Source organism: Paenibacillus sp. NRS-1760, from assembly GCF_050467785.1.
Classification (GTDB): domain Bacteria; phylum Bacillota; class Bacilli; order Paenibacillales; family Paenibacillaceae; genus Pristimantibacillus.
This window is the reverse complement of sequence record NZ_JBITPK010000005.1, coordinates 292,074-305,279: the sequence shown is the minus strand read 5'-3', so window position 1 is coordinate 305,279 and position 13,206 is coordinate 292,074. Positions and strand designations below refer to the sequence as shown.

At 41.7% G+C, this 13,206-nt stretch carries 13 protein-coding genes; 11 read left to right on the top strand and 2 right to left on the bottom strand.

The features are described 5' to 3' along the window. The first annotated feature begins 11 nt into the window (after nucleotides 1-11). Nucleotides 12-1,337: a hypothetical protein gene (locus ACIFSR_RS01905; RefSeq protein ID WP_430054469.1), complete on the top strand. Its 1,326-nt coding sequence runs from the start codon at nucleotides 12-14 to the stop codon at nucleotides 1,335-1,337. Nucleotides 1,338-1,363: 26 nt separating this feature from the next. Further along, nucleotides 1,364-2,098 (top strand): ATP-binding cassette domain-containing protein, encoded by a 735-nt coding sequence (locus ACIFSR_RS01900; protein WP_430054466.1) that lies wholly within the window; start codon nucleotides 1,364-1,366, stop codon nucleotides 2,096-2,098. 45 nt (nucleotides 2,099-2,143) lie between these two features. Here the strand turns inward: ACIFSR_RS01900 and ACIFSR_RS01895 are convergent, their stop codons facing one another. Continuing rightward, nucleotides 2,144-3,199, bottom strand: a complete 1,056-nt coding sequence (locus ACIFSR_RS01895) for an alpha/beta fold hydrolase (RefSeq protein ID WP_430054464.1) — start codon at nucleotides 3,197-3,199, stop codon at nucleotides 2,144-2,146. A 98-nt stretch (nucleotides 3,200-3,297) separates the two neighbouring features. Between ACIFSR_RS01895 and ACIFSR_RS01890 the strand changes: the two genes are divergently transcribed. From ACIFSR_RS01890 to ACIFSR_RS01875, 4 genes are all read left to right on the top strand, one after another. After that, a complete protein-coding gene (locus ACIFSR_RS01890) occupies nucleotides 3,298-3,705 on the top strand; it encodes a MerR family transcriptional regulator (RefSeq protein ID WP_430054461.1) in 408 nt (135 codons plus the stop codon). A 64-nt stretch (nucleotides 3,706-3,769) separates the two neighbouring features. Continuing rightward, on the top strand, nucleotides 3,770-4,678 hold the full coding sequence (locus ACIFSR_RS01885; RefSeq protein WP_430054458.1) for an alpha/beta hydrolase: 909 nt from the start codon (nucleotides 3,770-3,772) through the stop codon (nucleotides 4,676-4,678). A 40-nt stretch (nucleotides 4,679-4,718) separates the two neighbouring features. Then, on the top strand, nucleotides 4,719-5,399 hold the full coding sequence (locus tag ACIFSR_RS01880) for a Crp/Fnr family transcriptional regulator (protein ID WP_430054456.1): 681 nt from the start codon (nucleotides 4,719-4,721) through the stop codon (nucleotides 5,397-5,399). 106 nt (nucleotides 5,400-5,505) lie between these two features. Beyond that, nucleotides 5,506-6,354 (top strand): HEAT repeat domain-containing protein, encoded by an 849-nt coding sequence (locus ACIFSR_RS01875; RefSeq protein WP_430054453.1) that lies wholly within the window; start codon nucleotides 5,506-5,508, stop codon nucleotides 6,352-6,354. An 82-nt stretch (nucleotides 6,355-6,436) separates the two neighbouring features. Here the strand turns inward: ACIFSR_RS01875 and ACIFSR_RS01870 are convergent, their stop codons facing one another. Beyond that, complete coding sequence (locus ACIFSR_RS01870; RefSeq protein ID WP_339203809.1) at nucleotides 6,437-7,435, bottom strand: LacI family DNA-binding transcriptional regulator; 999 nt, start codon at nucleotides 7,433-7,435, stop codon at nucleotides 6,437-6,439. Between the two features lie 169 nt (nucleotides 7,436-7,604). Here ACIFSR_RS01870 and ACIFSR_RS01865 point away from each other — a divergent pair, with 169 nt between their 5' ends. From ACIFSR_RS01865 to ACIFSR_RS01845, 5 genes are all read left to right on the top strand, one after another. After that, nucleotides 7,605-8,366 (top strand): SDR family oxidoreductase, encoded by a 762-nt coding sequence (locus tag ACIFSR_RS01865; protein ID WP_430054451.1) that lies wholly within the window; start codon nucleotides 7,605-7,607, stop codon nucleotides 8,364-8,366. Nucleotides 8,367-8,474: 108 nt separating this feature from the next. After that, a complete protein-coding gene (locus tag ACIFSR_RS01860) occupies nucleotides 8,475-9,731 on the top strand; it encodes a glucuronate isomerase (protein WP_339203806.1) in 1,257 nt (418 codons plus the stop codon). 223 nt (nucleotides 9,732-9,954) lie between these two features. Then, complete coding sequence (locus ACIFSR_RS01855; protein WP_430054448.1) at nucleotides 9,955-10,974, top strand: LacI family DNA-binding transcriptional regulator; 1,020 nt, start codon at nucleotides 9,955-9,957, stop codon at nucleotides 10,972-10,974. Between the two features lie 340 nt (nucleotides 10,975-11,314). Continuing rightward, nucleotides 11,315-12,115, top strand: a complete 801-nt coding sequence (locus ACIFSR_RS01850) for a GNAT family N-acetyltransferase (protein WP_430054446.1) — start codon at nucleotides 11,315-11,317, stop codon at nucleotides 12,113-12,115. Between the two features lies 1 nt (nucleotide 12,116). Next, nucleotides 12,117-13,151, top strand: coding sequence for a DUF1835 domain-containing protein (locus ACIFSR_RS01845; RefSeq protein WP_430054644.1), 1,035 nt, complete (start codon nucleotides 12,117-12,119; stop codon nucleotides 13,149-13,151). Nucleotides 13,152-13,206 lie beyond the last annotated feature (55 nt).

Genomic DNA, 13,206 nt, shown 5'->3' with positions numbered 1-13,206 from the left:
ATGGGATCGCTATGAAAAAGCTGAAAAATCATGCAGTTCTTGTTGCTCTAATTGCAGCGATAGCTGTCATAGGGATAATGTCCGGCAGTATATACGCGAAGAAGGATCAAGGGACATTTTATTTAAAAGATTTGCAGGGTTCACGCCAAGCGATTGAGGATGCAGCCATAAGTGGAGAGCTGAAGGATGGGAGCCATCGCACTAGTTTCCGTATTGAGAAAGGCCAAGTGAAAACGAGTACCGTGTTATTTGAGCAGATGCAGCAGCAAACCCCAAAACGATTTATTCCGGGAAATGCTAAAATAATGAATGGCGTTGAATATGATATTTCGAATACTGGACCGCTTTTTGAAATCGTTGCTCGTGATCGACGGAACACGATTCCCATTCCTATCGGTACGGCAACGGTTAACCCGCCTGTTCATTATAATAGAGCGGATCAGAAGGGTAACAGCGTCACTTATACGAATGCTCTTGAATATGGACTTGCCAAAATTGGCGATAACGTATATTTTACATTGCCAACGACAACGCATTACACAGGAGAGAACGGAATCTATGAGCTCAAGTTTTCCGATAATTGGGGTTATCGAGGTATAACCGGAGACAAAGGGCAGGAGCCGCGTACCGTGGCAACCTTCAGCCTGGATAGAAACAAAGATAATCCGAATTCAAGCATTGAAATTCTTGGATTAGAAGCCGTTGGCAGCAGCTTGGCATTAATTGCAGTTGAAGATAACCAGCTTATTATTCGGGCATATGACAGTATCAGCGGGAAGCAATTAGGTGAGACAATAGTTCCTCATTTTTACTTGGCAGGACGGGATCGAGCGAGCTCATTCAATAATCCGAGCGGGGATACCTATTATGAAAACTATGAAGCATTTAGCGATCACGATCAGAACACGCTAAATCTGAGTTTTAGCCGGTCCTCTTCAGCAGAGGATGCTGTTGCCAATAATAATAATAAAACAATGTTTAGTTTTCATTTATCGAGTGAAATGAAATTAAACGAAACGATAAAAGAAAGCTTTGCGGACGGAGAAGAGGACAATTTCAGCGGTATGCTCGCGATGAGCTATCGTAACGATAAATTATATGTCGTCAAAACAATGAGAAGCAAGCCTAAAGATGAAAGTCAGCTTCAATATGATATTGTGCTTCCTAAACGATTTATGATTTATGTGTATCAAGCCTCTACATTGCTCTACAAAGGCGAGCTTATGACTGATCTGAATGACGATAATATTAGAGCGATGAATCTATCGCCGCTGCCAGGTGGCTTTGGATACAGCCAATCAGAGTATAGGTATTACGATAACCTCAAGATTGAATAAAAGGTTTGCAGGCAGGAGGGGCATGGATGATCGAGCTGAAATATGTGGAAAAGCGCTATCCTGGAAGCAATGAGTACTTATACGTGGATAGCTTAACGATAAACAAAGGTGAAATCGTTGGTATTCTTGGCGGAAACGGCAGCGGAAAAACAACATTGCTGAAAGCAATTATGGGAATCGGAGAAATTCAGAACGGTACCATAACAGTAGAAGGCAGACCAGTAATGGAGCAATATGACAACATTGCGTTGATTACGGAGGAGGGAAGCTTTCTTCCTGATCTAACACCCGTTCAATATGCAGAGTTTTTGGCTGGTTTTTTTCCTAGATTCAATAGAAAACATTTTGACAAGCTTATCAGCTTCTATGAGCTAGAACCGCAGCAAAAAATCAAAACATTTTCCAAAGGGCAAAAGCTGAAGCTTGAAATTTGTGCGGGGTTTGCTAAGGACGCAAAATATATGCTGATGGACGAACCTTTTCAGGGCAAAGATATGTTCACTAGAAAGGATTTTTTAAAGCTGATGGTTTCCAATTTAAAAGGCGATGAGACGATCCTGCTCACGACACATTTAATAGAAGAAATTGAGCTTGTTATCGACCGTGCCATTATTGTTCATAAGGGCAGAATTAAAGCGGACTTTTATATAGACGAGATGAGAGAACAAGGCAAAAGCATAAGTGATGTCATGTCTGAGGTTATTGGCTACAAAGAGAATAAATATAAGGAAGTTTTGGATAATTCATTTCCCGAGAAATAGTTAAAGAAGGTTTCTAGTATGAATGCCATATTTTTAAAATTAGCTTTAATTATTATTAATTGTGTTCACTATTTTTTGCAATACTTCTTCTCTGTTAGACCAATGAATGTAATGCTCAGAATCAGAAATGGTTTCTTGTTTACTAAGGCTGGACCATTGTAAAAGCTGTCGCTGCACTTTCGCCCATTCGCCTCCACTATCTGAAGATAAAATAAGCAGCGGGGTGTCTTTTAAGTAACCGCCATCTAATACAGCACGAGCATTCTCATTCATATTTTTTATGAAACTCAAATTATTGGACTCTCCAATATGATTATAATACATGGCTAAGTCAGTGGCTTTCCATTCGATAGGGAGCCGTTGATTACGTATGTTCTCAGCGGTAAATGGAAGTAAAACGCCTATATTTCCTAAAGCTCTAGCTATTCCAGTTACACGTAAGCCTGCCATAAAGCGATTTATCAAATAGGGCTGCAGCTCCCTAGCATTTGCATAATATTCAGGGCTGCCGCCATCTAATAAAATGATTTGTTCTACTTCGTCAGGGTATCGTTGTGCAAAACGAAGCACCTCTAATGATGCGAGCGAGTGTCCAATTAAAACGTAAGGCGCGGTTTCATTTGATGTATTAAGCAATTCATGCAGTTCATCAACTAATGTATCAATCGTTCTAGGGATATGTGTTTGCTCGCTCCAACCAAAACCAGCATGGTCAAAACTTACGGTTCTCGCATATTGTTGCAGTTCGTTTTGTAAGTAGTAAAAATCAGTAAAAGCATTAGGCGTACCAGACCCAGCAACAAAAACAATGGTTAGGCTACCAGCAGTTCCAACACTGTATACGTGCATGTCATGCGAGTTTATCGTAAATCGTTTTCCTTGCGGCAAAAACATTTGCGATTCTTTATTCATCATATTGTATTGCCACATTCCTCCTATTAACAGAAGGATGACAACAGACACTACGATTTTCATTATGACTTTTAATTTTGGTTTACGAGTTTTTTTGTTCATAGCTGATCCTTTATCGACTTTTAAATTTGTTTGGTTTTTACTTTTTAGATCCATAATTAGTATATTATAGAATTTTCGTTTTGGCATAACTACAATACTATTCTCTAATTAAAACATTAAGACCTATGATCAGCCTGTGTGTCTCTTCAGAACAATCTTTCAACCAACATAAGAGGGGGATTGAAATGACCGGTTATTTGCGAGGGCAAATTGCAAAAATGGCGAATGTGAATATCGAAACGTTAAGATACTACGAGAATCACGGTCTAATTCCGGCGCCGATGCGTTCTGAATCAGGTTATCGGATGTACTCTGAGGAAGTATTAAGTCATCTTACGTTTATAAAAAATGCTAAGGCTTGTGGATTTACGCTAAAAGAAATCAAAAAAGCATTAACAAATTCTAGCAGCAGTCAAATTAGTCTCGCTGATTTTTTGACTGTGATCGATAAAAAAATGGGTAAAATCCGTTCAGATATGGAACGGCAAGAACAAACATTAGCAATGCTCGCAAGCTTAAAAACAAATCTGCAAGCAGAAGAAAGGCACCCGGAAACTCAGCAAACACTTCACATCCTTCACATGGAATCTTAGCTTGACGTTGTACTATGCTACAGGCTGTAAACTTACGTTATTAAGCCTGTAGGAGGAGTATTACATGGAAAAAACGAGTATCGAACAGCTTACAGCGATTAAACAATTTTTAAAACAAACGAGCAATTTTAGCGAAATGCCTGTGGAGAAAATACGAAATGAAATGAACAATACCGCAGCTGCAATGCAAATGAATACAGATATTATTGTCCAAGAGGTAGTAATCGGAAACCTATATGGTGAGTGGATTACTCCTGCCAATGTAACAGTGGATGCAAACAAGGTCATTCTGTACTTCCATGGCGGTGGTTTTATAGCAGGCACCTGTGCATTCTATCGTGATTTGACAGCAAGAATAGCGAAATCCAGTGGGGTGAAAGTGCTTGTCATTGAATATAGACTTGCACCGGAGCATTCGTATCCAGCTGCAAACGAGGATTGCCTCACTGCCTATCGTTGGTTGCTTGAAAACGGTTATTCCCCTGCTAATATCCTATTTGGCGGGGATTCAGTAGGCGGAAGCCTTGCGCTTATGACCTTGCTTTCACTTCGAGATCAAGGAGAGATGCTTCCAGCAGGTGCTTTTCTCATCTCCCCGCATACGGATCTAGTTCATTTGGATGGTGAATCCTACACGACTCGATCGGAGCTTGATCCTACAGGGAGCTTGGAGGGCAATCGCAGGATATTGAACACATATTTAGGCAGCAGTACGGATGATATCCTGCTCTTATCCCCCCTTAGAATGAATTTGAGCGGGCTGCCCGATTTGTTTATCCAAGTAGGCGATCATGAAGTTCTGTTAAGTGATTCTACACGGTTTACGGATCAAGCAAGAGCAGCAGGTGTCGCTGTTACGCTGGAAGTATGGGATCAGATGTGGAGTGTATTTCATTTTCTCGCCTACATGCTTCCGGAAGCGCAGCAGGCTATCGACCATATTGGTCATTTTGTGAAGAAGAAGCTGCCTTAAATCTTTATTTTTTCATCTCGTTTAACGAACTGGAGGAGAAATGGATAACATTCAATATTTATCGCAATTCAATTTGCTTCAATCACTCACAATAGAAGACTTGATAGAGATGGATGAAATGACCTCTATTACCGTTATCCCGAAAAAGACATTTATTCAAACACCGGAATCTTTTTCAGAAGGGCTTTATTTTGTAAAAAAGGGAAAGGTTCGTTTATATAAGCTGTCTGTGGAAGGCAAGCAATTTACTTCGGATATATTAGGTGAAGGAAATGTATTTGGCGAGATGAATATCATTTCATTTGGTACGCGGGATCACTATATTGAAACGATTGAAGAAAGCCATATTTGTTTGATGAGTAAAGATAGGTTTGAAAATTTTTTAATGCAGCGGCCTCGCTTCATGATGAATTTATTACAGGTTCTTAGTGATCGAATTAGTGCGATGAGTCGTTTAACACAAAATTTAGCTCTAGGAGGTCTTCATGATAAAATTTTGCATGTTCTCATGAAGCTTTCTGAGCAATTTGGACTTACGAGCATGGATAGGGATGAGTATTGCAAAATTGATTTTCCTCTTTCACATCAAGAAATAGCAAATCTAGTTGGAGCGACAAGAGAAGCGGTAACGGTAGCCTTACAAGAGCTTTCGGAACAAAAACACATTAAGACAGGTTTTAAAACCATCTACATCCATAAAAAAATGTTGCTGCAAAGCTAGGTCATGTAGGAATGGTTGTAAACTAGATTACATCTTCGCTTATAAATAAGAAGTATGATTGGCGTACTTCCAATTTTAAATGTCGTATAAGCGAGGGAACCGTGTTATGAATAATGAGAAAGCGATGTTTATTTCTGACTCCATTTTATACCGCAAAGGTGCAAGAAAGTTGAGCGATATTCCAAATGAAGTGATAGATCTGATTCATATGGGGAAACTGGAGACGGTCAATTTGACGGAATGGCTCGTTGTCGATCATATTGTACTGCTGCAAAATGTACTAAACGAGCTTGGTTTGGATCAAGAATCCGATCCCATTCTGGATAGGCTGAAACATTTGAACGAGAAAAAAATTATGAAAATCATACCTGCTATCGCAAAGGAATGGCTTAGTTTAATCGCTCGACTAGCAGAAGAAGAGCAGTCTAAACTTTACGACAAATTAGCTGCTCATCCATCAGACAGTGTTCGCTGCTGGGCTGCTTTTATTATCGGAGTGGATCAACGTTTAAGTTTAGTAGAGAAGCTTGCATCGATTCGTCCTTTTGCGGCAGATCACCATTTTGGCGTTCGCGAGATTGCTTGGATGGCTCTAAGGGAATCCATCTCCAATGATTTAGTTGGAGCACTTCATTTACTCGAAGATTGGGTGCGTGATCATGATGCGAATATTAGGAGATTTGCCATTGAATCCACTCGACCGCGAGGCGTATGGGCCAAACATATTGCTAAGCTGAAAGAAAACCCTGCTATGGCTCTTTCCTTATTAGAAGCTGTGAACAGCGATGATGCCAAATATGTTCAGGATTCAGTAGGCAACTGGATGAATGACGCTAGCAAAACTAATCCTGAGTGGGTAAGAGCTATTTGTAATGACTGGTTGGAGCGCTCAAAGGCGAAGGAAACGAAAAGAATTGTGGCAAAAGCGTTAAGAAGCTTGCCGGTATTTCGCTAAGCCCAGGAATGAGGAAAAAGTTTATACATATTCAAACAACAGGGCTATCCTCAAGTAGTGTTATCTACTTTATGGGACAGCCCTATTCAGCATTTGAAAACCGTTTAGAAGTAGAAGCACGTAAAACAAGTTCGGGTTCCAAGTGGACCGTCTTAATCATGTTTGGAGCATCGATAAGTTCAAGAATAGTTTTGGCTATTGCCGCTGCGATGGAGGAGAGGGCAACACCTACGACGGTCATTGGAACCTCAAGATTCTCCATCTGCGGAAGATTGTCGTAACTAACGACAGAAACATCATGAGGAACGGAGAGGCCGAGTTCACTGACGGCGCGAAGGATGCCGCGAGTTAGATCGATACCGCCGCTTATGACAGCTGTTGGTCGAAGAGGACGATCCAGCATCATTCGTGCAGCAATATAACCATCGTGAAATTCTAAACCGTTCATTTGGAGAATGGAATCATCTGTTAAACTCAGCCCATGATGTCTAATCTCTTCTTGAAAGGCTTCGATTTTTACAGCTTGCAGCGGGTCATGCGACTTCGGTTCCCCGATGTATGCTATTTCTTTATGACCTAAATTTGCCAAGTGACGAACCGCTAGCCGAATGGCTTGACCACGGTTAACATCGACTGCGGAATAGGGCGTATAGTCAGCGGCACCATAGGTGAGAATTGGGATTTGCATGGCGCTGGAGTCGATTGGATTAGGTTTATTATCCCTGTCTCCAAAGGCGAGTATGGCATCCACTTGATAGCGGCGAAAAGTTTCGATCGCGGATTCGATGTTGCTAATAGACAGCAACGTGATATAGCCGTATTTCTCGAGCTCCTCATTAAGCCGTGTAAGAAGGGATGATAGGGCTGCGCGTTCTATTGATGGCCATACGATGCCAATCGCTCCGCTTTTTCTCGAGACGAGGCTTCGAGCAGCAATATTGGGTTGATAACCCATGTCTTTGGCGATGGAAAGGATATGCTGTTTCGTTTTATTTTGTACGAGCGGGCTGTCTCTAAGTGCCTTGGATACTGTAGAAAAGCTGACGCCTGCACGCTCTGCGATATCTTTGATGGTTACCATAGCTTCCCTCCGAAAGGAACTTTAACGACTATTATCATAAGTCATACATCCTATCATAGTCCAATTATTATGCAAATGAAAGCGGTATAATTGGTGTAGACAGTATGGGCTTATTGCGATATTATGAAAAATAACAACGTTGTTATTTTGATTATAAGGTGGTTTTCTCATGTTTAATTTAACAGATACCGTATCCGTTGTAATCGGTGGAAATGGTGTTCTTGGCAGTGCCATGGCTTCTGCACTGGCTGAAGCGGGATCAAAAGTAGCCATCGTTGGCCGCGATATGGAGAAAGCAAAATTAGTATGCGATCAAATAAATAGCAGCGGCGGAACGGCGATCTCTTTGCAAGCAGATGCAACAAAAAAAGATGAGCTAGAAGCGGTGCTGAACGTTATTCTTCAATGGGGAGGACGTATAGATACCCTTGTAAATGCTTCAGGAACAAACAGCCCCACACCTTTCTTTGATTTAGAGATGGATGAATGGGATCGAATTATGGATGTCAATTTAAAGAGTGTCGTGCTGGCTTGCCAAGTGTTCGGTAAACAAATGATTGAACAGGGCAGCGGCGGCTCCATTATCAATATCTCTTCTGTTTCCTCATCACCACCGCTCTCTCGCGTGTTTACTTACTCAGCATCGAAGGCAGGAGTTAACAGCATCACGCAATTTTTAGCACGCGAATTTGCGCCAGACCGCGTAAGAGTTAACGCTATTATTCCAGGTTTTTTCCCGGCGGAGCAGAACAAAAAAATACTTTCACCCGAAAGAGTAGAGTCGATTATGCAGCATACGCCAATGAATCGTTTCGGAAACCCGGATGAGTTGAAGGGCGCGGTTGTTTATTTGGCTTCATCCAAAGCGTCTTCATTTGTTACCGGCTCATTCCTGCGCGTGGATGGCGGATTTGGTGCGATGACGATATGACCGCGTTTACAGCTAAAGGGAACGGACAACAACGACTGCATTTGAACATATAAGGCGCATAAAGCTTTGGGGGAAACGGTTGAAGCCAATAAGAGAGGGGAAAAGGAAATGAGTACTCAAACCATTGCAAGCCTAGCAGATATTAAAGCGACGGTTGATCGTTTAGCTATGAGCACGCCTGTTACGGATATGCATACGCATCTATATGCTCCTGAATTTGGGGAACTGCTTTTATGGGGCATCGATGAGCTATTGACTTATCATTACTTAATTTCAGAGTCGTTCAGATGGTCAGAGGAGGAGTACAGCCAATTCTGGTCGATGACAAAGCGCGAGCAGGCGGACTGGATATGGAAGCAGCTGTTCATTGATCATTCTCCTGTAAGCGAAGCTGCAAGCGGATTTATTACGATTGTTAAACGCCTTGGATTCGATGTATCCTCACGCAATCTGGACGATTACCGGCAAGCACTTGCGAAGCGTACGGTAGAACAGCAGGTAGATACGGTCATGCAGATCGCTGGAATTGAGAAAATCGTCATGACGAACGATCCGTTTGATCCTGTTGAACGTCCCGTTTGGCTGTCAGGCAAAGGAAAAACGGATGCCCGTTTCTATGCGGCTCTGCGAGTTGATGCGCTTCTTAATGATTGGGATCATGCGGTGAAAGAGCTGCAAAATCTTGGTTATGATGTACAAGCGGAATGGTCTGAGCGGACAAAGGCAGAAACAAGACGTTTTCTCTCGGAATGGATTACTCGGATGGATGCGCTTTATCTTGCCGTGTCGATGCCTGGTGATTTTGAATATCCAGCCGATGATCATCGAAGCAAGATGATTGACGAGGTTATGATTCCTGTATGCCAAGCAAAAAGTATTCCGTTTGCGTTAATGATTGGCGTACGCAGACGGGTGAACCCATCACTCAGATTAGCAGGCGATATGAGCATGTTGTCTGATGTATCCGCAGTGGAAGCCTTATGCCGCCGTTACCCTGAGCAAAAGTTTCTCATCACGATGCTGGCCAGAGAAAATCAGCATGAATTAACGGTGCTTGCTCGTAAGTTCCGGAATCTGATGATATTTGGCTGCTGGTGGTTTCTGCATATTGAATCGATGGTCGAGGAAATGACACGTTTCCGAATAGAGCTTCTAGGTACTTCAATGATTCCTCAGCACTCCGATTGTCGTGTGTTTGAGCAATTGATTTACAAATGGGAGCATTCTAGAAAAATCATTGGCAATGTTCTTGCAGCGAAATACGAGAAGCTGCATCATAGTGGATGGACGGTGACGGAAGAGGAGATCAAGCGGGATCTGGATGATATGCTGAATCAAAACTTCTGGCGTTTTCTAGGCAGGTAGTAAATCATTTAAGGTTATCCGTTAAAAAAGCTCAAGGTGATTCTATCCGTAAAATGCGGTGTGGATCACCTTTTCTTATGATATTGGCGCAGTTTGAAGCATTGGAAATATTGTTCAAAAAATAATTGAAATCGATTTCACTGTTTGCTATATTATTAAATATCAACTTGATATCGCTTTATTTGTTTATATCTGACAAAATTTATAGCAAAGGTCGAATCTTATGGATGTTAATATCGTTGATGTAGCTAAAGCGGCAAAGGTATCACCGACTACTGTCTCGCGCGTGTTAAACAATAACCCGCTCGTTAAGAACAAAACGAGGGAAAAGGTTCTCATGGTTATTGAGCAAATGAACTACGTTCCCAATGCTGCAGCCAAAAATCTACGCCAGCAAAAAACGTTTACCATTGGAATAATAGTGCCTGATATTATGGTTGCGTATTACTCTAATTTAGTAAAAGGAATTCAGAACAAGGCGCATTTGGAGAAATTTAAAGTCATTATCTGCGATACCCAAAACAGCAGAGAAATTGAGCTCGGTTATCTTCAAATGCTAACGAACAGAACGGTTGACGGCATGATCCTGATTGAGTCGTTACTGCCGAAAGAGACGGTTATGGAGCTGCTCGACAGAGGTTATGTCATAGGGTCTATTGGACGCAGTATCCTGGATTCCAGAATTTATAATGTCCAAACGAATACGACAGAGGTCGCCATGCACGTGGTTGAGCATCTCATCGAGCAGGGGCACAAAGATATAGCATTCATAAGCGGCTATAATGATGCGATCGATAGCTTGGATCGTCTGGAAGGCTACATCAAAGGATTAGAAAAACACGGAATTCCGATCCGGCCAGAGCTTGTGGAAAATGGCGATTTCAACAAAAGAGGCGGATACTCAGCTTTAAAGCGCCTTTGGGATGCAGGGCAGAAGTTCACAGCTGTTTTTTCTGCCAATGATGAGATGGCATTAGGCATTTATGCCGCGTGCAGAGAAGCGAATGTAAGAATCCCTCAGGATCTAGCTGTTTTTGGCGTAGACAATGAAAGAGTTTCGAGATATTTGGTGCCTCAGCTTAGCACGGTTAATCAATTGAAGATTGAGATGGGCTATGCTGCTGCGGAAATGCTTATCAAGAAAATTAAAGGTGAGATGGCGGACGACGATGAGCGTATTGTCGTTGTTGATTCTCAGCTGTGCATTCGTGCTTCTTCAAATTATAAAAGAGTGCAATCATAATTTCAGATTATGAATATCTCTTTTTCACAAAATGAAATCGATACCATTTTAAAATATAGCCGCTTTGCATACAAGAGACACGACTTCCATGAAGTGCGATTATTCATCAACCAAATCGTGAATCGCAATAAATATAAGAAGCAATTTTTCTAATATAGGGCGTTGTCCTTTCATCCAAAACCTCATAAAACGAGCCATAGTAATCATTCTATAGGCTCGTTTTATTTTGCTGATTGGTCTGTTAGTATGGCATACTGAGCAAGACAGATGTGATTCTTTTTTGCCGGCAGTCACGTACCTAAGTAAGACGGAAAGAACAAATGGACGACGGAGGCATTCGATGAATAAAGAACAACTTATAGCATTGTTTAATAAGGAACAACGGATCGATCAGACTATTGCGGGCTTTCGTCGTGAAGAAGAAGGTGGAATGATTAGGCAGGTTTCCCTTACAGGCGGGGAAGGATATGTAACCTACTCAGCATTAACAAATGAAGCGGTTCAACATGCGATTAATGAGCAGCTATCTTACTTTGAGCAATTGGATCAGCGGTTTGAGTGGAAGCTATATGACTATGACCAGCCCGCTAATTTAAAGGATAAACTTCTTGAACATGGATTTACGATTGGAGATCCCGAGGGTTTGCTGGTTATGCAGCTAACAGAAGGAGATTTTATGTTATCCTGTGAGATTCCATCCTCTATCATACGAATCACAGATGAAGCAGGAATCAGTGACATCGTCTCACTGGAAGAAGAAATATGGGGAGAATCACATCGCGAGCTTGGAGAGGAATTAATACGAAATTTGAAAAATGATCCAGATAGCTTGTTCATCTATGCAGCTTATGAAGAAGGAAAAGCGGTCAGTGCGGCTTGGATGTATTTGCATAATGGAACTTCCTTTGGAAGCTTATGGGGTGGTTCAACCTTGTCGGTTTATCGAAACAAAGGGTTGTATACTTCTTTACTTGCTGTACGAGCACAGGCAGCTTGGGAAAATGGATTCCGCTTGCTGACGGTAGATGCTAGTCCGATGAGTCTTCCTATTCTGAAGAAAAGGGGTTTTGATCTTCTGGCTTATTCTTATCCCTGTGTATCGCCAAGTAAAGAGGAAAGGAAGGAGATAGCTTTTGAATAAAATGCTGGAAATACGCAAGGCGGTCGAGGAGCTTTCTACAAATGATGTCAGACAGGCTCTAAAGCTAGTTATGCTTCAAATTGAGATAGCTGAGCAGAGTTTAGAAGCTAGAGAGGGTCTCTTCAATAATTTGAAAGAACTTTACGATTCATTGCTGAATTCCCAAAACAATAATAAGAGAGAGCTGGATTCGGCTGTCACGAAAATTCATATTGTGTTTGGAGACTCTGTTGCAGGCAGTTTGAAACTGGCTATTAAACAGCTTGGGTTAGCGGATTCCAATATGGTCATTACTCTTAATGAAAGCTTCTCTATAGGCCCAATATGGCAGCTGCATAAGGAAGAGGGATGGCTTAAGAGGAAGGAGTGGTTTAGAAATCATATTAATGTTGGTTATGACGAATCATATTTTGATATGGAAGAGGAAGCCTCCTCTCATCAAAGCTTATTAGCACAAATTCCAGAGCAAGCTTCAATTGTCATATGGTGTGGCAACAATGCTCATGAACAGACTGGTTTGCGTTATGCGCTTTATTTGCTCAGACACCATTTAAATCGTATTTACGTGTTTAATGCAGAAGAGGCATGCAGCAGAAGGCATAATACACCCGAAACATTCATTAACTATTTGCAATTAGGAGAGGTTCCGGTAGATAAGTTAAAGGCTGTAATAGGTGAAGCAGAGGAAAATGGGCAGACAACTGGCGACATAAGGCAGCAGCTGGAGAGGGAATGGCTAGCGCTTGCAGAGCATGATGAGGTTCTGCGTATTTGGAATGAAAGTAAAATTCAACATGTAGATGAAGATTACTTGGATGATTATTTGTTCGAAACGGTGGAGTCGCTGCTGCAGCATAAACCAAAAGATGAATTTATAAAGGCGGCCAGAGTAGTTGGCCAAGCATTGGGCTATTATGAGCAATGTATTGGAGACAGCTATTTCGAATATAGACTGCGCTGTCTTGTTTACGCAGGCAAATTAGAAATAAAGGGAGTGCCTCGTGCAATGAGGTTTTATAGTGTAAGGCTGAAATAAGCTCGCATGCTTTCCCTTTTATTTATCCAGATGGAGCTTCCCGTCATGTCGACGG